The organism is Chryseobacterium potabilaquae (assembly GCF_902728265.1).
Lineage (GTDB): Bacteria > Bacteroidota > Bacteroidia > Flavobacteriales > Weeksellaceae > Chryseobacterium > Chryseobacterium potabilaquae.
Genome location: NZ_CACVBR010000023.1, coordinates 1 through 22,693, shown reverse-complemented (window position 1 = coordinate 22,693; position 22,693 = coordinate 1). Strand labels below are relative to the sequence as shown.

General features: G+C 33.0%; 19 protein-coding genes. 9 read left to right on the top strand and 10 right to left on the bottom strand.

Annotated features, from left to right (window positions below; all coding sequences use genetic code 11):
- Positions 1-9: 9 nt before the first annotated feature.
- Both CHRY9293_RS12185 and CHRY9293_RS12180 read right to left on the bottom strand, forming a co-directional pair.
- Positions 10-1,149: an 8-amino-7-oxononanoate synthase gene (locus CHRY9293_RS12185; RefSeq protein WP_162033231.1), complete on the bottom strand. Its 1,140-nt coding sequence runs from the start codon at positions 1,147-1,149 to the stop codon at positions 10-12.
- A gap of 42 nt (positions 1,150-1,191) precedes the next feature.
- On the bottom strand, positions 1,192-1,707 hold the full coding sequence (locus CHRY9293_RS12180) for a DUF1761 domain-containing protein (RefSeq protein WP_317173916.1): 516 nt from the start codon (positions 1,705-1,707) through the stop codon (positions 1,192-1,194).
- A gap of 115 nt (positions 1,708-1,822) precedes the next feature.
- Here CHRY9293_RS12180 and CHRY9293_RS12175 point away from each other — a divergent pair, with 115 nt between their 5' ends.
- Complete coding sequence (locus tag CHRY9293_RS12175; protein WP_162033230.1) at positions 1,823-3,715, top strand: ABC-F family ATP-binding cassette domain-containing protein; 1,893 nt, start codon at positions 1,823-1,825, stop codon at positions 3,713-3,715.
- A gap of 74 nt (positions 3,716-3,789) precedes the next feature.
- Here CHRY9293_RS12175 and CHRY9293_RS12170 read toward each other — a convergent pair whose 3' ends face one another.
- Complete coding sequence (locus CHRY9293_RS12170) at positions 3,790-4,848, bottom strand: Gfo/Idh/MocA family oxidoreductase (protein ID WP_162033229.1); 1,059 nt, start codon at positions 4,846-4,848, stop codon at positions 3,790-3,792.
- Between the two features lie 174 nt (positions 4,849-5,022).
- Here CHRY9293_RS12170 and CHRY9293_RS12165 point away from each other — a divergent pair, with 174 nt between their 5' ends.
- The 3 genes from CHRY9293_RS12165 to CHRY9293_RS12155 all read left to right on the top strand — a co-directional run bounded on the left by CHRY9293_RS12165 (position 5,023) and on the right by CHRY9293_RS12155 (position 8,637).
- Positions 5,023-7,284 carry a TonB-dependent siderophore receptor gene (locus tag CHRY9293_RS12165; protein WP_162033228.1) on the top strand — a complete coding sequence of 754 codons (2,262 nt, stop codon included), beginning with the start codon at positions 5,023-5,025 and terminating at the stop codon, positions 7,282-7,284.
- Between the two features lie 78 nt (positions 7,285-7,362).
- A complete protein-coding gene (locus tag CHRY9293_RS12160) occupies positions 7,363-7,878 on the top strand; it encodes a hypothetical protein (RefSeq protein WP_162033227.1) in 516 nt (171 codons plus the stop codon).
- A gap of 168 nt (positions 7,879-8,046) precedes the next feature.
- Positions 8,047-8,637 carry a porin family protein gene (locus CHRY9293_RS12155; protein WP_122548395.1) on the top strand — a complete coding sequence of 197 codons (591 nt, stop codon included), beginning with the start codon at positions 8,047-8,049 and terminating at the stop codon, positions 8,635-8,637.
- Between the two features lie 86 nt (positions 8,638-8,723).
- On the opposite strand, the gene CHRY9293_RS12150 is transcribed toward CHRY9293_RS12155, so the two are convergent.
- On the bottom strand, positions 8,724-9,359 hold the full coding sequence (locus CHRY9293_RS12150; RefSeq protein WP_122637352.1) for a peroxiredoxin: 636 nt from the start codon (positions 9,357-9,359) through the stop codon (positions 8,724-8,726).
- Positions 9,360-9,460: 101 nt separating this feature from the next.
- Here CHRY9293_RS12150 and CHRY9293_RS12145 point away from each other — a divergent pair, with 101 nt between their 5' ends.
- Positions 9,461-10,345: a mechanosensitive ion channel family protein gene (locus tag CHRY9293_RS12145; protein WP_162033226.1), complete on the top strand. Its 885-nt coding sequence runs from the start codon at positions 9,461-9,463 to the stop codon at positions 10,343-10,345.
- Positions 10,346-10,407: 62 nt separating this feature from the next.
- Here the strand turns inward: CHRY9293_RS12145 and CHRY9293_RS12140 are convergent, their stop codons facing one another.
- From CHRY9293_RS12140 to CHRY9293_RS12115, 6 genes are all read right to left on the bottom strand, one after another.
- Positions 10,408-12,606, bottom strand: a complete 2,199-nt coding sequence (locus CHRY9293_RS12140; RefSeq protein ID WP_162033225.1) for a reprolysin-like metallopeptidase — start codon at positions 12,604-12,606, stop codon at positions 10,408-10,410.
- A gap of 410 nt (positions 12,607-13,016) precedes the next feature.
- Positions 13,017-14,207 (bottom strand): ADP-forming succinate--CoA ligase subunit beta, encoded by a 1,191-nt coding sequence (sucC, locus tag CHRY9293_RS12135; protein ID WP_162033224.1) that lies wholly within the window; start codon positions 14,205-14,207, stop codon positions 13,017-13,019.
- A gap of 131 nt (positions 14,208-14,338) precedes the next feature.
- Complete coding sequence (locus tag CHRY9293_RS12130; protein ID WP_162033223.1) at positions 14,339-15,616, bottom strand: chloride channel protein; 1,278 nt, start codon at positions 15,614-15,616, stop codon at positions 14,339-14,341.
- A 63-nt stretch (positions 15,617-15,679) separates the two neighbouring features.
- Positions 15,680-16,222: a hypothetical protein gene (locus tag CHRY9293_RS12125; protein ID WP_162033222.1), complete on the bottom strand. Its 543-nt coding sequence runs from the start codon at positions 16,220-16,222 to the stop codon at positions 15,680-15,682.
- An 84-nt stretch (positions 16,223-16,306) separates the two neighbouring features.
- A complete protein-coding gene (locus CHRY9293_RS12120) occupies positions 16,307-16,693 on the bottom strand; it encodes a DUF423 domain-containing protein (RefSeq protein WP_162033221.1) in 387 nt (128 codons plus the stop codon).
- Positions 16,694-16,774: 81 nt separating this feature from the next.
- A complete protein-coding gene (locus CHRY9293_RS12115) occupies positions 16,775-18,106 on the bottom strand; it encodes a hydroxymethylglutaryl-CoA reductase, degradative (RefSeq protein WP_162033220.1) in 1,332 nt (443 codons plus the stop codon).
- A gap of 136 nt (positions 18,107-18,242) precedes the next feature.
- Here CHRY9293_RS12115 and CHRY9293_RS12110 point away from each other — a divergent pair, with 136 nt between their 5' ends.
- From CHRY9293_RS12110 to gap, 4 genes are all read left to right on the top strand, one after another.
- Positions 18,243-19,502, top strand: coding sequence for a putative DNA modification/repair radical SAM protein (locus CHRY9293_RS12110; RefSeq protein WP_162033219.1), 1,260 nt, complete (start codon positions 18,243-18,245; stop codon positions 19,500-19,502).
- A 44-nt stretch (positions 19,503-19,546) separates the two neighbouring features.
- On the top strand, positions 19,547-20,305 hold the full coding sequence (locus CHRY9293_RS12105; RefSeq protein ID WP_162033218.1) for a TIGR03915 family putative DNA repair protein: 759 nt from the start codon (positions 19,547-19,549) through the stop codon (positions 20,303-20,305).
- A 141-nt stretch (positions 20,306-20,446) separates the two neighbouring features.
- Complete coding sequence (gene pfkA / locus CHRY9293_RS12100; RefSeq protein ID WP_162033217.1) at positions 20,447-21,433, top strand: 6-phosphofructokinase; 987 nt, start codon at positions 20,447-20,449, stop codon at positions 21,431-21,433.
- Between the two features lie 32 nt (positions 21,434-21,465).
- Positions 21,466-22,470 (top strand): type I glyceraldehyde-3-phosphate dehydrogenase, encoded by a 1,005-nt coding sequence (gene gap, locus CHRY9293_RS12095; RefSeq protein WP_162033216.1) that lies wholly within the window; start codon positions 21,466-21,468, stop codon positions 22,468-22,470.
- The last annotated feature ends 223 nt before the right edge of the window (positions 22,471-22,693 follow it).

Below are 22,693 nucleotides of genomic sequence, written 5' to 3'. Positions count from 1 at the left end.
AAATAATTGCTAATCATTCTCCTTAAATGGTTTTCGTTGAATCCATTCTGTTTCAGGATTTACTGATGGGAAAATAATCTTTATCAATCTATTCAACATCCTGTTTCTATGCTTTATCAATCCAAAAATTTTGACAGGTTCTGCTCCTACGGTAGATTTTATTTCTAAAGCTGTTCGTCCAAAAATGATCCTCCTATAATGGTTTTTAATTCCAAACTCCACCATATCAAAAAGCATATTCAGATACACTTGTTTTTCTTTTTGAAGCAATTTATCATATCCTAAAAAATAAGTATCAATATCTTTATCGTTGAGTATTAAAGTATAAAAGCCTATCAATCTTTTATTCAGAAAATATCCAAACACCCTAAAACTCTCATTTAACTCTTTTTTCATTTCCTCAAAATGATGTTTTGAAAGGAAAAATGTATTAAAAGGAGCATTCTCTGCCACATTTTGATAAAGAATATCCATTACTTCCTGATGCTTCTTAATATCATTAATGCTCATCTCGTGTTTCTCTATACCAACAAGCTTGTTCTTAGCCGATTTTGCTCTTGCTCGGTATTTTTTGGAAAAATCACTTAAATAACCTTCAAAATTATTCCAATTACCTCTAATGTCCAATATCATATTAGGCTGAACTGCAAATTTATAATACGACGAATACATTTCAGTATTAAAATAGGGAAGAAAACTTTCTTGATAATCTTTAAAAATTATCAATGATGTCTTTCCTACCTCTTTTTGCATTTTTTGTACAATTTCCATCAAAAGATAAAACAATTCTTCCACAGAAATTTTTGATGTATCAAAATAGAATCCATTTTGCCCGGTCAACATATTATTTCCTAAGATCATCACATTCTTACTATATCTTCTTGCTAAGAAGTTTCTAATACTGCACCAAACTTCATTTTTCTGAAAAGTAGAATGATATTGAAAATCCAAGTATTGAAATATAACACCTCCTATTAATTCATTGTCCTGGAAAACTGCCACATGATAGCATTTCATATTACTTGGCGCTGACGTGTATAATGCACATAAATACCCTTGAGATAGCATTACATTGTAGCTCCCAATAATATCATCCCAATTAGAAGGTAATTCTGAAGGATTTTTATGTATTTCAAACGTATAAGGCATAAAAAAGGCTACAAATGCAGCCTTATTTTTTAGTTCGTTATTTTATTTTTGAGTCACCCAATGAAACCCGTCCATTGCATACCATCCACAAATAATACCTCCCATAATGGTTATCGTAATGGTCCAATATGCCGTGTTAATCATGGTATATTTCCAAGACTTTCTTTCAAACATCGCATTAATAGCAATCAAAGGGAAGACAAATAAAACGCCAGCGATAAAAGAATGTAAGGCACCATGACCGAACGAACGGTAAGCCATTCCATAATCTTTCATAAATGCTTGGTATGAATCATTTGCATTCATTACGTCTCCTCCAATCATCCCCAAAGCACCAAATTGGTGTATGGTTACGAACTGTAAAAAATAGGATATCAATACGGATAAAATTAAAGAAAAAATGAATACTCCCACATTCGTTCCTTTCATTTTATCTTCTGTCAAACCCGCTTCTTCCATCCAAACTTGCCCAAAAACCTTTGGATTATACCAAATAAAGCCCATAATTAGGGGGACTAAAGCGGCTACAAAAATAGCCAGAAAATTAATTTGCATCATGGTTTGTATTTTTTAATTAGTTATATCAAATCTACATTAAAAAACATTACAAATGATATTTTATATACTTAAACATCTATATTTTGTATTTTCGCATCACGAAATTTAAATTGAAATGAACTACGTTGCAGCTGAAGACCTTACAAAATCCTATGGAATAAAAGTTCTATTTGAAAATATTTCCTTCAATATTAATGAAGGTGATAAAATTGCAATCGTTGCCAAAAATGGAAGCGGAAAATCTACCTTATTAAAAATTTTAATGGGTAAAGAAATTGCAGATCATGGAAACATAATTATTAATAAAGATATTCAAGTTGTCCTTTTTGATCAAGAGATTGATTATGATCCCAATCTTACGATTGAGGAATTTATGATGACTCTGGATTCAGCACCTATCTTAGCCCTCAAGAACTATCATCAATCTCTTCATTCCACAGATCATGATTTTATTGAAAAAGCATTAGCTGAAATGGAAACCCATAAAGCATGGGATCTAGAGAACGAAATGAAACAAATTCTCTCTCAGCTTAAAATCACAGATCTTGAAGCAACGATGAAAACCCTTTCAGGAGGACAAATAAAAAGAGTTGCTTTAGCCAAATTACTGACAGAGACCAGAGCTGAACATCGTCATACCCTATTAATTATGGACGAGCCAACCAACCACCTTGATGTAGAAATGGTAGAATGGCTTGAAAGTTATTTAAACAAAGCTAAAGTTACGCTATTACTTGTAACCCACGACAGGTATTTTCTTGACAGTGTATGCGATACTATTTGGGAAATGGAAGACAGAAACCTCTATGTCCATAATGGATCGTATGCTACTTATCTTGAAAACAAAATGATTCGAGAAGAAAATCTTAACGCGACTATCGATAAAGCCAATAACCTTTATCGAAAAGAACTTGAGTGGATGCGAAGACAGCCTAAAGCAAGAACAACGAAATCAAAAAGTCGAATTGATTCCTTTTATGAAACGGAAAAAGTAGCAAAAACGGACACTCGAAAACAAGGACTGGAATTAGATTTTGAAATGAAACGCTTAGGTAAAAAAATTCTAGAACTTAAGAATATTGATAAAAGTTTTGGCAGTAAAGTTCTACTTAAAGATTTTAGCTATCAATTTCAGCGAGGTGAAAAGGTAGGAATTGTTGGGAAAAATGGAGCCGGAAAATCAACCCTACTCAATATAATCCAGGGCTTAGAAAAAGTAGACCATGGTGAAATAGAAAAAGGAGAAACTATTTCATTTGGATATTTCTCTCAAAAAGGTTTAACTTATAAAGAAGACGAAAGAGTTATTGATTTTATTAAAGAAATTGCAGAGTTTTATCCATTAGCTAATGGGAAAAGCCTTTCCGCATCACAATTTTTAAGACTTTTTTTATTTGATGATCAAACACAATATTCTCCTATTTCTAAACTTTCGGGAGGTGAAAAAAGAAGGCTACATCTCATGTACATTTTATATCAAAATCCCAATTTCCTGATTTTTGATGAACCTACCAATGATCTTGACCTTCCCACTTTAACCGTTCTTGAAAACTTCCTACAACAGTTTCAAGGTTCACTTATCATTGTATCTCACGACAGATATTTTATGGATAGAATTGTGGATCATATTTTAGCGTTTGAAGGAAATGGAAAAATAAAAGACTTTATTGGTAATTTCTCAGAATACAGAGAAGCCAAAAGCCGTGAACAAGCTTCTGAAAAAAATATTATAGTAAAGTCCGAGCCACCTAAAGAAAATACAATTCCGAATAACTCTCCTTCAAAAAAAAGAAAGCTTTCTTTTAAAGAACAAAAAGAATTGGAATCAATCGAAAAAGAAATACCTGAGTTTGAAGAAAAAAGAGAAAAGATCCTTCATCAACTTAATAATGAGACAGATTATGAAAAAATATCAATCCTCTCTGCTGATCTCGAAGCAATTTCAGAAAAACTTGAAAGTCATGAAATGAGATGGCTTGAGCTTCAAGAATTTTTAGAAGATAGTTAAAAAACAAGAATTTTGAGTTATAAGTTATGATCAGATTATAAACCCTGTTACAACTTATAACTCATTATTTCTCATTATATTAAATTGATCACTTTTTCTTCTTTAGCACTTCTTTCTGCTGCATCAATAATAATCATATTCTGAATAATTTCTGTTGCTGGTGAAGGTAGAGCATAACCAAAGACCATAGATTCATAAATCTGTTGGTAATAATTCATATAATTGCCAGGTTCACTCGTCGTCAATATTCTTTCAGTCTTAGCATTATCATTAATAAAGTTCAAAATTCCATCTGACTCTTTTAAGGGTAACGTCCAATCTTTTCCATATAAAGGCAACGATCCTGAGATTAATTCATTTTCTTGATTATCCGCCCTTTCTTGTAAAAAGCTACCTCTTTCGCCATGAAGAATATATGCATAATGAGTTTCTTTACTAAAAACAGTAGACTTGAGCCTAACTCTTAAACGATTTTTATAATACAGAATAATTTCAAAATAATCGTTGGCAAAATCATCTCCTTTCATCGAAAAGATATCTGCAAATAGTTTTTCAGGAAAGCCAAAACATTGTACTGCTTGGTCTATTAAATGAGCTCCTAAATCATGGAGAGCACCCGAACCCAATTGTTGAGGATCTTCTTTATGGGATTTAGTACTTGGTTCTGTACGATATCTATCAAAACGAATCTCAACCTCTTTAATATCACCTAAACATTTTTCCTTAAGAATTTTCTGTACCTGAAGATAATCCCGATCAAATCGTCTGTTTTGATATACACTCAAAAGCAATCCTTTTTTTTCTGCAAGTTTCACCAACTCCTCAGCTTCTAGAACGGTTACAGTGAAAGGTTTCTCCACAACTACATTTTTTCCTGCCTCCAGAGCCAGTTTCACATGTTCAAAGTGAGTTTGAATCGGAGTATTTACAACAACAAGCTCAATGTCTTCATTTTTCAACATATCTTCCACCGAACGGTAAATAATTGCGTCTGGATAATTTTCTTTAGAATCCTCCTTACTTCTCTCTACAATGCCTGTTATAAAAAATCCAGGATGTTCTTTTAAAAAAGGAGCATGAAAAACTTTTCCACTCATTCCAAAAGCGCAAAGCCCCACTTTTATTAATTTCATAATTTATTTTTAAACATATATATTTATAAAAACTGGTTTAATATACGACATTTCAACCATCTAACATTCATACAACTTTTAAAAACATGATAAATATCAGTTTTTTATTGAGGTAATTTTTATAGAAGCAGCTTACATTTGCATCTTATTTTAAATTAATCTAAATAAACACAGATGAATAAAAATCTATTGTCTTTAGGAATGTTATTAACTGCAGTGGCTGTAAATGCCCAAATAAGGAATACAGCAGTAGATACTATTAAAATTCAAAGTATAGAAGATATAAACCTTCATAAAACAGGAAACCCTAATAAAGCAAAACCATTATCTACCAAGTCAAATCTTACGATAATGGAAAACCCTCAGCCCATCTCTATTGTTACTCATGAGATTATTGAACAACAACAAGCCAAGCAGCTTAGTGATGTGTTACAAAACATAAATGGGATGTATGTAACTTCTTCAAGAGGAAATTCTCAGGATAGTTTTGGTGGACGTGGATTTCTTTTAGGAAATGATAATATATTTAAAAACGGATCTAGAGTCAACAGCGGAGTTTTTCCAGAAGTAAGCGGCCTTGAAAGAGTTGAAGTTTTAAAAGGTGCTAATTCCATGCTATATGGAAATACTGCTGCCGGAGGTATCATCAATATGATCACAAAAAAGCCTAGGTTCAATTATGGAGGAACTATAGGGTTAAACGCTGGAAGCTGGAATTCATACAAACCCACTGTTGATTTGTACGGACCTTTATCAAAAAATATAGCATTCAGAGTAAATGGGGCTTATGAATATGCAGAAAGCTTTAGAGATGTGGTAAAGTCAGAAAAATATTATTTTAATCCATCATTCTTATTTAATTTGAGCCCTAAATCTCAATTAATTGTGGAAGCAGATTATCTTAAAAATGATTTCACACCAGATTTCGGATTAGGCTCTATTACAAAACAGGATAAATTCACCTATGAACTCAATACTTTATTGCCCCGAAATGCCTTCTTAGGAACTGATTGGCAATATCAAAATGTAGAACAACTATCCACCAATTTGACATTTAACCATCAATTTAATTCCAAATGGAGTTTAAATGCTACCGCATCTTATCAAAATTATACTAAAGATTACTTTTCTACAGAAAGAATTCAATGGGCATATGATTCTGCCAATCAATTATTCTGGAAAAGACCATTAAACAGAACCTATAATGAACAAAATTATACTGCTGCACAGGTAAATATCAATGGTGAATTCGCCACTGGCAAAATCAATCATAAGATATTAGTCGGAGCGGATGCAGATTATGGATTATCAGATTCTTACACTTATTATAACCCATTAAACGATAAAACTTATGGAAACAGTTATATATTTGGGACTAATGGAGATGCAACTGATGCAGGAATCCTTTATTTAGAAAATCCAGCAACTTGGGCTAGTGGTAAAATGCCTGAATCTTCAAGATTAGAACGTACAAGAATCCCAACACAAAGATTGGGGATATATGCTCAAGATTACATAAGCTTAACAAGTCAATTTAAGTTGATAGCCGGCCTAAGATGGTCTTATGTAGAAAACAAAAGTACACGAAAGGAAAACTTTAAAGACCATACTACTCCTGATGTTCCTAATTCGAGTTCCTCTGATAGGGCTTTCTCACCAAAGGCAGGTATTATCTACACACCTAACGCTAATCTCTCCGTATTTGCTACTTACACCAATTCATTTTCTAACAATGTTGGTTTGAATAGAAATAATGAAGGACTAAAGCCAACATATATTGACCAATATGAAGTTGGTGCAAAGAAAAATCTATGGAATAACGCCTTAGCCATCAACCTTACTCTTTATCAAATCTTGTATAGAAATTTTTATCAAGTTGCCTTGACTGATAGTGGTCAACAACTAGATCAAAATGGTCTTATAAAAGATTTTGCAGGGAAAATGAGAAGTCGAGGTATCGAACTAGATATTACCGGAAATCCTACCGAAAACATTTCTATTATTGGAGGATTCTCTTATAATAATTCTGTTTATCTTGACACTCCTAATGATTTCGGATATGTGGAAAATCAACGATTAGTAAGAACCCCAGCCACTACTGCTAACATGTCTGTATTTTACAAATTTACAAAATTTGCCAAAGGATTAAAAATTGGTGCGGGCGCATATTATATAGGAGATAGATTAGCAGGTTGGAATGATACTAAAACAGGAGGCACAACCAGCTTACAAAATAGAAACGGTATAAGTAGAGTTTTTGAATTGAAAGATTACACAACCGTAACTTTATCGGCAGGATATGAATGGAAGAAATTTATGATTCAAGGAAAAGTAGGCAATCTATTTAATGTCGTGAATTATAATGTTCATGAGAATTATTCCGTCAATCCCATTACTCCTAGAAATTATTATTTTACGTTTACTTATAAGCTATAAAATTAATCATATAAAATTTCATCAATTAAAGTGGAAGTTGCAATTTTGCAATTTCCACTTTAACTTTAAAAACAAGACATGGATAAAATTAAGGACACAAGGAGTTTCATGCGAATTACTCATCGCTATCTCGGGTATTTTCTTGCGGGAATTATGGCGGTATACGCCGTAAGTGGTGTTATATTAGTATATCGAGATACTGATTTTTTAAAAAAGGAGAAAAAGTATGAAAAAGTGCTTGAAAAAAATCTTTCAGAAAAAGAACTAGGTAAAGAATTAAAAATCAAAAATTTTGAAATAGAAAAAACGGAAAATAATTTTCAATATTTCAAACAAGGTAGCTATAATTTAATTACCGGAGAAGCCAAATATTCAAAAAAGGAACTCCCCTATATTCTGGATAAAATGACAAAACTTCATAAATCACAATCTAAGGACAAATTGTCACCTTTAAATACATTCTTTGGTATTGCTCTTTTCTTTTTTGTAATTTCGAGCTTTTGGATGTTTAATCCTAAAACAAAAGCATTTAAAAGAGGGATGATTTTCACCGCTGCGGGTCTTGTTATATCTATAATTTTGTTATTAATATAATTATATTTAACCCACCCATTAAAATCAAAACAGTTGCCAATTTAAGTTAATTTAACATTATTTACGTTTAATTATAAAAATAAAACGTAAAAAAACACTAGTATGGCATGTTTATTGATTTTTTTAGGTAATTAGATAATAAACAATACTTATTAAAATTATAAATTTATGAAAAAACTAATTTTAACAGGAATATTTGCAGTAGCAGGATTAGCTACTACTGCTAATGCTCAGATACAGCAAGGCAATTGGCTTGTTGGTAGTAGCTTAGTGTCGAGTAATTTTGGACTTAATACAGGAGGTGGATACAATATCTCTGTACAACCAAAAGGAGCTTATTTTATTAAAGATAATGTAGCAGTTGGGGGGTATGTTACCTTAGGCTTTAACAAGATTTCCAACGGAAGTCCAACAAGATTTGATTATGCAGTAGGAGGACTAGGTCGTTACTATTTGTCTCCTGGAGAAAAAGGTGTTGATAATTTACTAAACCACGGGAGATGGTTTTTAGAAGGAAATGTAGGGATTGGAGGTAATACTGTTGAACACGGAAACTCCACTACAGGTTTAGATTTTGGAGTAGGTCCAGGGTATTCTTATTTCATTACCCCAAACATCGGGCTTGAAGGACTTGTTAAATATAATGGAGTTACAGGATTTGGTAACGAAGGATTAACCTCAACAATCACATTCAATGTAGGCTTCAGTATTTATCTTCCTACATCTAAAGCAAAACAAGTAATAAGAGATGCCAAATAAGAAATCATCTCAAATATAAAATAAAAGCGCACTGAAATCAGTGCGCTTTTTTACAAATTAAAACTAAACTATAAAAATCAAATACATTAAATATTAGGCTGTGGGGTATAGCGTAGATAAGGCTTTATTTCAGTTACTCCTTTAGGAAAGATTCTTCTCGCTTCTTCTGTAGAAACTGTAGGAGGAACAATTACATCCTCTCCATCATGCCAATTAACAGGTGTAGCCACCTTATATTGGTCAACCAACTGCAAAGAATCCAACACTCTCAATATTTCATTAAAATTTCTTCCTGTAGAAGCCGGATAAGTGATGATAAGCCTTACTTTTTTATCCGGATCAATAATTAATAAAGATCGAACGGTAGCAGTTGCAGAAGCATTGGGATGAATAAAATCATACAACTCTGATATTTTTCTATCTTTATCAGCTATGATAGGAAACTTCACTTCAGTATTTTGTGTCTCATCAATATCTTTGATCCAGCCCTTGTGATCCTCTACTCCATCCACACTCAGGGCTATTATCTTCGTATCTCTTTTATCAAATTCTGCCTGAAGTATTGAGGTATACCCTAGCTCTGTAGTACAAACAGGTGTATAATCTGCAGGATGAGAAAAAAGAATACCCCATGAACTTCCGAGATAATCATAAAAATTTACATTTCCTACAGATGTTTCTGCATTAAAATTTGGTGCTGTGTCTCCTAGTTTAATTGACATAATAATATTTTGTTTTTATTAGTCTACAAATTTAATAGACTTTTTGAATATAACAAAATTTTTCCCGAAAAATACATATATTTAAAGTCAAAATTCTACATATGCAAAAAAATGGTCTAAGCTATCTTAATGTGGTATACCGGATTTTAGAAAACTGGTATTTGAAATTTGCAGAAATAACTCCCAAACTTATTTTGGGTATTCTTATTTTTTTATTTTTCTTATTTACAAGTAAATATTTAAGCCAAATTGCGGTAAAAATATTTCAAAAACTATTTCCCAACAGTAACAAAGAAAGCTCCCTTGTTACCTTAATCGCTGTTTTCAGATTTTTAATTATGCTGATGGGCACTTTCGTTGCTCTTGAAATAATGGGATTAAGTGGAATTTTATGGAAATTTATTGGAAGTCTAGGAGTCGCTGGTGTTATTGCCGGTGTTGCGTTAAAAGACCTTGTTTCAAGTATTTTTTCAGGAATGCTCATTGGAATTGATAAAGCATTCAAAGTTGGAGATTATATCATACTTGGGGCTAATTCCGGAACAGTACAAGAAATCGGATTTTTAACCACAAAAATTATTACTGATGATGGTAAAAAAGTATATATTCCCAATCAGGTAATTTTTAATGCGCCCTTTTCTAATATCACCGCATCTCCACAAAGAAGAATTATTTTTAATTTTGAAATTCCTGCAGATGAGGATATCTCGAAAGCCCAAACAGGAATAATGGAAGCTATAAAAAGTGTAAAAAATATTGATAGAGCAGACACGGTTGAAGTTAATTTTATAGATCTGAAACAAGGAGTGTTTAATCTGCAAGCAAAGTTCTGGATGAAAATGGGATCTAGTATATCTCAGGTAAAAAGTGAAGCCTATTTAAAAATAAAACATCGCCTAGATTCTGATGGAATTCAACTTGTAACACCTACAAGTATTAATATTACTACTAATGAAAATACTTTAATGGAAAGTCAAGATAAATAGAATCCATCTCACTACGAAACAAAAAAAATCCGTCTTCACCAGTGGTGAGACGGATTTTTTGTTTATCTCTTAATAATTAATTTTTCCGTGACTTTCTGTCCATTATCCAGATCTAATGATATTAGATAATTTCCATTTATCAATTCATTAACATTCAGTTTCGTTTCCCCTTTAAAGGTTCCGTTTCTAAGGAGTCTTCCAGAAGCATCAAATAAAGTATATTTTGCCTTTTGAGACGAATTCTTTAATAGAATATTTACCTCATCTTTAGATGGATTTGGATAGATTGCAAAGTTTTTAATTTCTGCCTCCGAAGTTCCAAGGAATTGCTGGATAGAAAAATTTGAGCTATTAACTGAAAAATAAATATTTCCAAGCGCCTTTACCATAATTCTTGCAGAAGCAATATCTTCATTCGGAAAGTTAATAACAGCTGAACCATTATTAGGAACACTTCCTGCCAATACTGTCGTAAAACTATTCCCTCCATCTTTTGAAAGTAAAATAGTAACATTTTGAGTATTGACTAAACCTCCATTGGTACCTGCTACATTCCATGTAACTGTGGTAGGTACAGCCGCACTATATTGTATATTTGAAGTATGTGATGTCACAACAAAAGGACCATCATTGGTTACTGTCACAGCCATAGCATCTCTTGCTGATTGATTTCCAGTAGCTCGATTATCATTTACTAAAAGTGAAAAATTCAATGTCCTGGCCACACTTGGAGTCATTTCCCAAGTTGGAATCAAATCATTCGCTAAAATAGAACTCATCCTTGGAAAATATCTTGTCGCTGAAGCAGTAGGTGACCATGAACGATAAATAGGACCTACAGTAGCTGTAGAAACAGGTGGCTGCGTACTAGATTGATTGTCATATTGCTCCCATAAATAAGAAAGAGCATCATTATCAGGATCAGTTCCAAACGCTGTAAGAACAAAAGCTGTTCCTCTAGGTATGATATAGTCGGCACCAGCATCAGCTGTAGGCACCCCATTATTATTTGAGACTTTGGAAGCACAATCTGAGGATCTTTGTAAAACATTATACATTTCTATTACACTTGTAGCATGAAAATAGGGATCACTATTACTCTGAAGATTGTTTGCACTACCACAAATTCCTGCATATGCCATCACAGTACTTCCACTCCCGGGCTCATAAGCTGTAGAATTATTAGCATTACCAGAGCATGAACCACTACTCGCTCTAAATGTATGATTTGCTCCAAATTGATGTCCCATTTCATGAGCTACATAATCGATATCAAAAGGATCTCCAATCGGAGCTCCTGAACCTGTAACTCCTCTGGCTTTAGAAGCTGTACAAACAACCCCTAAACCAGCCAATCCTCCACTATTGGTACCAAATACATGCCCTATGTCAAAATTAGCAGAACCAATTATTGAATTTATGTTAGTGTGACTTTGAGAAATCATGGTTACAGGGTTTCCGTTGGTATACGGATCTGTTGATGGATTTGTATAAATCAATAGATTGGTATTAGCAACCATAATCATGGTTGTCGAAATCGTTTTCTCATAAATTCCGTTAACTCTGGCCATTGTTGTAACCATTGCAGACATTGCATCTGACACAGTTCCTCCATGAAACATTGTATACTCTCCTGTTGCTGCTAACGCAAGTCGGTAAGTTCTAAATTGTCCGTCAGACACTAAAGGAGCCTTCATAGCAGAACCATTATCCAAAAGCTTCAGTAGATCAACACCCTCTACACCACATTCGAATAGTCTGTCATTTTTAGGAAGATCTTCTCTTTTATAGAAAATAAAAGAAGAATTATCCTTTGTGTAACTATCCAAATAACTGATCTTCCATTCATCAAAATACATAACACTGATTCCGGTATTTGGTGTTACACTGAAACGAATACTATTGCTTGGATTATTTTTTTGCCAGCCTACATAAGAACGCATCTCAGGAAATTTGGCCTGTAGTTCAGGTTCCATAATAGGAGCTTCCTGTACTATATAATTTTTAATATTACCCTCCGCATCAGGGAACTTTATTATCAAATTTTCGTTACCTGAAAAACGTTGGGGTGCATTTTTCAAATCATTCTTGATTTGATCAAGTTCAAGTTCATACAAAGAAAAAGCTTTGGGTTGAACATATCTTGTTTTAAGATTTTCTTTAGAAATTCTTGCTTCATTAATTTTTGTCCAGTAATTCTGCTGTCCAAAACCATGTGCCGCTATTAAAAGGCACGAAAAAATAAATGTTTGGGTCTTCATGATAGTTTCTTTTTTATATATTAATATTTTATGACAATCTTTCTAAAACTTATATTAGCAAATAGTTTAGGATATCAATAAACAGGGCTATTACTATCAAAAACATCTTTTTTTTCATTAATAGAAGAAATGATTACAGATCAACTTTCTCCCTTGTTATAATTAATGATCGAAAAAATATAATAATGATAACAATCTTCTTATTTAGTGTTTTACTTTTTAGTAACTAAATGAGAACCAATCCCCACCTAACGTTTATAGTCAATGAAACCAAATAGAAAAATACTACTATAATTCAATTGTAAAACCTACTATTATAAATATAAAAATTTCAGAATTTTTATTTACTATTTTCTAACAAAAAAACCGTTTAAAAAAACGGTTTTAATATATTATTAAAAAGTTTTAGATTAAGCCAATACTTCCTTTACTTTATTTGCAGCCTCTTCAAGAGTAATAGCGGAATGAACATTCAATCCAGATTCATCGATAATCTTTTTAGCTTCAACGGCATTTGTCCCTTGTAGTCTAACAATGATTGGAACTGGAATATTTCCCATTGCTTTATAAGCATCCACAACACCTTGAGCAACTCTATCACATCTTACGATACCTCCAAATATATTAATAAGGATTGCTTTTACATTGGGATCTCTTAAAATAATTCCAAAAGCAGTTTGCACTCTCTGCGCATCTGCAGTACCTCCCACATCAAGGAAGTTCGCAGGGTTACCTCCTGATAATTTAATGATATCCATTGTCGCCATTGCAAGTCCCGCTCCATTAACCATACAAGCAACATTACCATCTAATTTCACGAAATTAAGACCAGCATCACCTGCTTCAACATCCATTGGATCTTCTTCTCTCTTATCTCTAAGTTCAGCTAAATCTTTATGACGGAATAATGAATTATCATCTAGCGTTACTTTAGCATCTACTGCAATAATTTTATTATCTGAAGTTTTTAATACTGGATTGATTTCAAAAAGAGAAGCATCAATACCTGTATATGCGTTATATAACGAAGTAATAAATTTCACAAATTCCTTAAATGCACTTCCTTCAAGTCCTAGGTTGAAAGCAATTTTTCTAGCTTGGAAACCTTGTAAACCCAAAGCAGGATCAATAGTTTCTTTATGAATAAGGTGAGGAGTCACTTCAGCAACATGCTCAATATCCATACCTCCTTCCGTAGAATACACTACTGTATTTTTACCTAACGCTCTATCTAAAAGAATAGATACATAAAACTCTTTTGTTTCCGACTCTCCAGGATAATATACATCCTCTGCAACCAAAACAGAATTCACTTTTTTACCTTCAGCTGAAGTTTGAGGAGTTACCAACTGCATCCCAATGATATTCTGAGCGTTTTCTTTTAGTTTATCCATATTTGGAGAAAACTTTACACCGCCTCCTTTACCACGTCCACCTGCATGGATTTGTGCTTTTACAACCCAACCTTGTGCTCCTGTTTCAGCAGTAAGTTTTTCAGCTGCAGCTACAGCTTCGTCTACATTATTCGCTACGAAACCACGTTGGATTGATACCCCGTACTTTGATAAAATCTCTTTTGATTGATACTCGTGAAGATTCATATTATTTTTATTATTTTATTTTAAAATTTAAAGGTTGACAAATTTACTAAAAAGACATGGAAGTTCAAGATTCTAAACTTAAAAATTAAAGTTTACTCCTCTTGATTTTTACCATATGGTATAAATTGGCTTTATTCTTCGATTAATTTTTCAGATTGAGAGCCAATAAAGGGAATTTTAGGCGCCAGAAAATATCCTGTTAAGCTCGCAAAAAGTATTGGCACAAAATAAGTAAAACCTGTTAATGCCCCCAAAATAATGGTTGTGCTCATTGGGGTTCTTGTCACACAAGAATTAATTGCTGCCATACAACTTACAATAGCTAAAGTAGTATCCACCGTAGGAAATACTTCGTGAATAATTAATCCTAAAGTTGTTCCTACAAAAAACAAAGGAATAATAAAACCACCTCTCCATCCTGAAGTTACTGTGATGGCAATCGCCAATATTTTGAATATTAAAATCCATACAAGAAAACTTATCGTAAAGTTTCCATCAATAAGGGTATTAATTTCATGATGTCCAAAATATCTTGTAATGGGAAAATAATAGGCTATAATACCTAAAATAATTCCTCCGATAAAAGTTTTAATATAAATAGGAAACTTTGTGTATTCAAATATTTTTTTAAAAAATTTTACTACAAAAATAAATATCCAACCCAATAAAGCTCCTATCGTTCCAAACATTGCAGCATATACAAAATCATATACACCGGTATAGTGGTACGCCTTCAATCCCCATGTTGCTCCTATTCCCAAATGAATGATAAGGGCAAAAACGAAATAGCTAAAACAGCTGGCCACCAATGCAGGAATAATAGCTTTATAATATTCCACAGCGTGTTTATGATGAAGAATTTCCAAGGAAAATAAGCTTCCTCCAAGAGGAGCTCCAAATAAGGCTGTAAATCCGGATGCCATTCCGGCAATACTTAATGATCGTAATTCTTCTCCTTTTAGTCTGAAAATTTTACCCAACCAAGTTCCCGTAGATCCTGTAACCTGCACCAAAGGAGCTTCAGGCCCCAAACTTCCTCCTGACGCTACACAAAAAAGTGATGACAAAATCATGGATGGATTATTTTTAGGATCTAATTTTCCCTTATTGAATCTTATATTATTCACAATCAAATGAATTTCCCCCGGATCACCAATCCAATGAATGACCAATCCTGCCAACAAACCACAAATTGCCATAGTGGGAATCACCATCCATCCGTGAAATTTAGCTAAAAATTCCGTAAAATGTTCAAGAACAACCCAGTAAAACCCAGCAATAACTCCTCCAACCAAACCTGTAATTGCCCACATGAAAAAAATACGACTGAAAACAAAAGGATTAAATCTGATGGGTTGGTCCAAAAGATCAAATGTTTTGATTAATTGTCGTCGTCTGTTAATTTTCATTTTTGATTTATTTTGAAGAGTAAAAAAATCATCATTTCTTTCAATATTTTAATCAGTTAAGATTTATTCCAGTCTTACCACAACGGGTTGTGAAAAATTTTCAACAATAGGAGTGTTTTTATAAAGCAAAGGTTTTTCCAAGCCCCCAATTGCATAAAGGAATAATGCACTGATAATATTAAATTCCAAACCTGATTCTCCTCTGTATTTCACCCTTTTGAATTTACCATCAACATCCACAGTAAAACTCAAATTACATCGATATATCCCATCGCTATAATTCCTAAACAAATGAACCGGAAAATCGGTAGTCAATCGTTTTTGTAAATCTTGAAGTTGTTTTCTATTTTCAACTTGAGTGAGAGACGAAACCTCACTTATTGTTTCTACTTTTCCAATCATCGTCTCTTTATCATATATATTTTGATATAGATTTTTCAGATCTTTTAATTTTTCACCATAAAAACTCTTGTATTTTTCATCATACACTGCTGAGTTTTCTTTGTAATCATAACGACTAATACTATCAGAAAAACGCTTTTGGATATTTTTCACTTCTGTTAAAATATTTTCATTCAGCAAATTTTTCTTTTCCTGACCAGCCATTTTTTGTAGGCTTAGAAAAGTGATGATCAAAGTAGTGCAAAACAATATAAATCGACAATTCATTTTCACATTTTAAATAAACTATTATAATTTTGTCTTTCCAAAATAAATAATTAACATGAACCAGCTTATAATCATGAACAATCCTCCAAGGGGAGTAATTGGTCCTAAAAACTTCAGATTTGCCCCTAAATAATCCTGAAGGCTCAAGAAATAAATACTTACAGAAAACATAAAAGTTCCTATAATCATTAAAATTGAAGTCCATTTTTCTGAAGTGGTATCAAATTTTAAGATGTATCCGATTATCAGCAAAAAGAAAGCTGCATACATTTGGTATCTCACTCCCGTTTCAAAACTTTCTAGTTTTTCCAAAGACAAAATTTTCTTTAAAGCATGTGCTCCAAATGCTCCCAGAATTATAGATAACATTCCATAAATCGCTCCAAAAACTAAAGTAATTGTTTTCATTTTTATTAAGTTACAATTTTTAGATAATAAACTTTATTATTATAATGACAAATTTCTCATTAGGAATTAGATAATTTTTACTTAATCTGCCTCTCTCATTCTGTTAAACTCATGAATTACTTCATGATGACTTACTGTTTTATCTTTAAAATAGTTCACAAAATACTGTTTCTCTTCTTCTGTAGCACCCAGTTGGTTCAAAATATTTAACAAATGCATTTTCATATGACCTTTCTGAATACCTGTGGTCACTAAAGAACGCAATGCTGCAAAGTTTTGTGCTAAACCTGAAACCGCTAGAATACTCATCAATTCCTGTGCAGAAGGTTTTCCAAGAAGTGCTAATGAAAATTTTACTAATGGGTGAAGATTAGTCAATCCTCCCACTACACCTACCGAAATTGGAAGATCAATCCAAAACCGAAAAACACCATGATCTATTGTACAATGTGTTAAAGATCTATATTGTCCATCCCTTGCCGCATAGGCATGCGCACAAGCTTCTGTTGCTCTAAAATCATTCCCGGTCGCAATTACCACTGCATCCACTCCATTCATCACTCCTTTGTTATGAGTTGTGGCTCGAAAAGGTTCTATTTCTGCTATCGTTACGGCTTGTTTAAATTTCTGAGCAAATTCTTCAGGAGAAATACCACTATCATCTTTTAAATCTTCCATTTTACAGGAAACTTCAGCTCTTACAATACAATCAGGGGTAAAATTAGAAAGAATGTTCATCACAATTTGTAAGGAATTTTTCTCTTCTTGTGTAAATTCTTCACTGATTGTCATCTCTTGTTTCAATGTTTTTCCAAACTGTTCTAAACAAGAATTAATGAAATTCGCTCCCATAGAATCCACCGTATCAAAACTAGCCTTTAATTGATAATAATTAGGCATTTCGGAAGTTTTATCCACAAGTTTTATATCCAAAATTCCACCTCCTCGTTTTCTCATGTTGGAAGTGATATCATCTGTTGCTTCAAATAATTTTTTCTTTAAACTAAAATTAAAAAAGTGAAGAAGTTTATGAGGTTCAACATTTAATATAAAATGGGTGTGACCCAATTTTTCATTATTTATAATAGTTGTTTTAAAACCTCCTTTATCAATCCAAAATTTTGCAGCCTTTGACGCTGCCGCTACAACTGAACTTTCTTCTACAGCCATCGGAAGTGCAAATAATTTTCCATCAATCAAAAAATTTGGAGCAATTCCATAGGGCATATAAAAATTGGAAACTGTATTTTCAGAAAACTCCTCATGAAGTTGCTGAAGTTCAACATTTTCATTCCAATATTGTTTTAATATATTTTGATATTCTTCATTTCCTTGAAGGTATTCGTTGATGAGCCAATCGATTTTTCCTTGTTTTGAAAGCTTTGAAAAACCTTCAATTGGTTTATGATTCATAGTATAACTTTAATGGAGCGTAAATATAGTGATTTTGTGACTTTCTTTTGTTGATAACTTCAATCAAAAAAGGTTGACATTTATCAATTTTAGAATTATTTTTGAACAGAAAAATTAGATTTTCAATTCATATACCATGAATTTTGATCGCCTAAAAGAAAAGCTTGAAATCCTCGCTGATGCAGCAAAATATGATGTTTCTTGCTCATCAAGTGGAGGCACGAGAAAAAATAAAAAAGGCGCTTTAGGAGATAGTTCCATAAGTGGAATTTGTCATACATATACAGAAGACGGAAGATGTGTTTCGCTTCTCAAAATTCTACTGACCAATCATTGTATCTACGATTGTGCTTACTGTGTTTCTCGGAGTTCAAACGATATAAAAAGAGCAGCTTTTACGGTGGAAGAAGTTGTAGATTTAACGATTAACTTTTACCGCAGAAATTACATTGAAGGCTTGTTTTTAAGTTCAGGAATTTTCAAAAATGCGGATACTACGATGGAACGTTTGGTTCGTGTGGCTAAAAAATTACGTTTGGAAGAAAATTTTAATGGATATATCCATTTAAAATCAATTCCGGGTGCCAGTGATGAATTGATGCAAGAAGCCGCTTTGTACGCTGACCGATTATCCATCAATCTTGAAATTCCGACAGAAAGTGGATTGAAATTATTGGCTCCTGAAAAAAATCGACAGGATATGCTCGGCCCCATGAAATATATTCAAAATGGGATTTCTCAGTATAAAGACGAAAAGAAAATTTTCAGAAAAGTTCCAAAATTTGCCCCAGCCGGACAATCTACACAAATGATTGTAGGGGCAACCAATGAAAATGATTTACAAATTATAAAAGTGGCCGATCATTTTTATAAAAACTTCAACCTGAAAAGAGTATACTATTCGGGTTATGTTCCAGTGTTAGAGGATAAAAGATTACCTTCTTTAACCACAGAAGTACCCATGCTTCGTGAAAATCGACTATATCAGTCAGATTGGCTGATGAGATTTTATGGTTTTAAGGCAGAAGAAATTGTAGATCCGAGTATTCCTTTTTTAGATTTGGAAGTGGATCCTAAATTAAGCTGGGCCTTACGACATCTCGACCAATTCCCTGTTAATCTTCAAACAGCAGACTATCAAATGATTTTAAGAGTTCCTGGAATTGGGGTAAAAACAGCACAAAAGATTATAAATGCGAGACGTTTTCAGGTGTTACATATTGATCATTTGAAAAAATTGGGAGCAGCAGTCAATCGGGCTAAATACTTTATTGATTTTAATGCCGGTAATTCTTATCTTTCTTATTTAACAGACAAAAACTTTAGAAAGATATTGATTGGAGGAAGCTCTTCAAAATTTCACACTCAATTTTCGCAACAGTTGAGTTTATTTTAAGGTGGAATAACAGTATAAATTATTCATAAAAAATTTATTAATCTATGAACACCCTACTCTATGACGGAAGTTTTGATGGACTCTTAACAGCAATATTTGAAGTTTTTGAATATCGTTTTAAAGATGTAGAAATTGTCAACGGAGAAAGGTTTCATCAGGAAAATATTTTTGCAGAAATTCATGAGATTATTACCCAAAACAATAAAGCAGAAAGAGTTCTCGCTAGCTTAGAACAAAATATAGGAAAATCCGGAATTCATCATTTGTTAAAAGTTTTTTTATCGGAGAATCCCCAAATGGAAAACCTGATTCTAGCTGCCGTAAAACAATCCATCAAATATCCAAAAGACAATATTTTACAGAATTTTGCAGACAATGATATTTTAAAAATTTCTAAAATCTGTAAATCTGTTGATAGAGAACGCCATAGAATGACCGCCTTTGTTCGTTTTGAAAAAATGCAGGATGGAGTTTTCTTTGCTAAAATTGAACCTGATTTTAATGTCATTCCTTTAATTCGAAAACATTTTAAAGATCGTTATCAAGATCAGAAATGGATGATTTATGATATTAGAAGAAACTACGGGGTTTTGTATGATCTAAAGACCTGTGAATTCTTTTATCCTGAAGAAAAATTAGATCTCAATACATATCAACAACAATTTCATGATGAGGAAAAAAGATATCAGAAACTTTGGCAAAGGTACTTCACCCATACTAATATTATTGAACGAAAGAATTTAAAACTCCATATTCAGCATGTCCCAAGAAGATATTGGAAATATTTAACAGAGAAATGGTAATTATTATCCCAGAAAAAAGAAGTCTATGGTAAGACAAATTATTATTAGTAGTTGTGAATAATTTATATTTAAAACTATTATTAACATACCATTATAATGTGAACTTGTTTTTGTAGATTTGTGTTCGAAATTTTTTACTAGATGAAAGAGAGTGCTGTAAAAAAAATTGCAGTTCTTACTTCGGGGGGAGATGCTCCAGGTATGAACGCGGCATTAAGAGCGGTTGTAAGAACCGCAAATTATTATAATATCGAATGCTATGGAGTAAGAGAAGGCTATAATGGTCTTATCCATGATGATTTCCTAAAGATGGATCCCCGCTCTGTAAAAAATATAATTAATCAAGGCGGTACTATTCTCAAATCTGCCAGATCCATGGAATTTAAAACCAAAGAAGGTCGTCAAAAAGCCTATAACAATTGTATTAAACATGGTGTAGATGCAATAGTTTGTATTGGAGGAGATGGAACCTTTACCGGAGCAAAAATATTTAACGAAGAATTTGGTATTAAAGTAATTGGAGTCCCTGGAACCATCGACAATGATATTTTTGGAACCGATAATACCATTGGATACGATACCGCTTTAAATACAGCGATGGAAGCTATTGATAAAATTCGTGATACAGCGACTTCTCATAACCGAGTTTTCTTCATAGAAGTAATGGGACGTGATGCCGGTTTTATTGCTCTAAATAGTGGACTCGCAACCGGAGCTTTAGATATTTTAATTCCCGAAAGAAAAGACAGTATCGATGAGCTTTTTGCCAATTTCAGAAATGCTGAAAGAACAGGAAAATCATCCAGTATTGTAGTGGTTGCTGAAGGGGAAAAACTCGCAAACATTTATGAACTCGCAGAAAAAACGCAACAAGAATTCCCAGATTATGATATTCGTGTCGCCATTTTAGGACACATCCAAAGAGGAGGCTCTCCAAGTTGTGCAGATAGAGTATTGGCAAGCAGACTAGGATATGGTGCCGTAATAGGGCTTATGGAAGGGCAAACAAATGTAATGGCAGGATTGCGTTCTAATGATTTAGTTTATACTCCTATTGAAGAAGCCATTAAGAAACACAACGAAATCAACAAAGAAATTTTATTGATTTCAGAAATTTTAGCAATATAAATAGTATTCAATATAATTTAAAACAAACTATTATGTCAACAATTAAAGTAGGTATCAACGGGTTTGGTAGAATTGGACGTCTTGTTTTCAGAGCAATGACTGAAAGAGATAACATCGAAGTAGTAGGAATTAATGACCTTATCAATGCAGAATACATGGCTTACATGTTAAAATATGATTCTGTACATGGTATTTTTCAAGGTGAAGTTTCTGTGGAAGGAAATGACCTTGTAGTTAATGGAAAAAGAATTAGAGTAACTGCAGAGAAAGATCCGAACAACCTAAAATGGAACGAAATCGGTGCTGATTACATTGTAGAGTCTACAGGTTTATTCCTAGATAAAGAAAATGCGGCTAAACATATCAATGCTGGTGCAAAAAAGGTAATTCTTTCCGCTCCTTCTAAAGATGATACACCAATGTTCGTAATGGGTGTAAACCATACAGAGCTTACTGACGATATTAAAATTTTATCTAATGCTTCTTGTACAACAAACTGTTTAGCTCCATTAGCTAAAGTTGTTCATGACAATTTCGGAATCGTGGAAGGTTTGATGACAACCGTTCATGCTACAACTGCTACCCAAAAAACAGTAGATGGTCCTTCAATGAAAGACTGGAGAGGAGGTAGAGCTGCTCTAAATAATATTATTCCTTCTTCTACAGGTGCTGCTAAAGCAGTAGGAAAAGTAATTCCTTCATTAAACGGAAAATTAACAGGTATGTCTTTCAGAGTTCCTACTGTTGATGTTTCTGTAGTAGACCTTACCGTAAGACTAGAAAAAGTAACTTCTTATGATGAGATCTGCGCTGCTATCAAAGCTGCTTCTGAAGGTGAATTGAAAGGAATTTTAGGATATACTGAAGACGCAGTGGTTTCTCAAGACTTTATTGGAGATAAGAGAACGTCTATATTCGACAAAGATGCTGGTATCATGCTTTCTCCTAACTTTGTTAAGCTTGTTTCTTGGTATGACAATGAAATGGGTTACTCTAATAAGTTAGTGGATATGTTGATCCATGCTGCTTCTTTATAAGTAAATACCAATAGCCTAATTATATATGGAAGCCGTCTCACAACTGAGGCGGTTTTTCTTGTTAAAAAGTGAATAATTTTTATACATTTTGATTTGTTTTTTGTATATTTATTTAGTAATCAATTAGATATATGGCTTTTAGGCATTATAATCAAAATCAGCTGGTTTTATTTCCGCATACTTTTGACGACCTGATTCCTATGGATCATCCTGTGCGGATTGT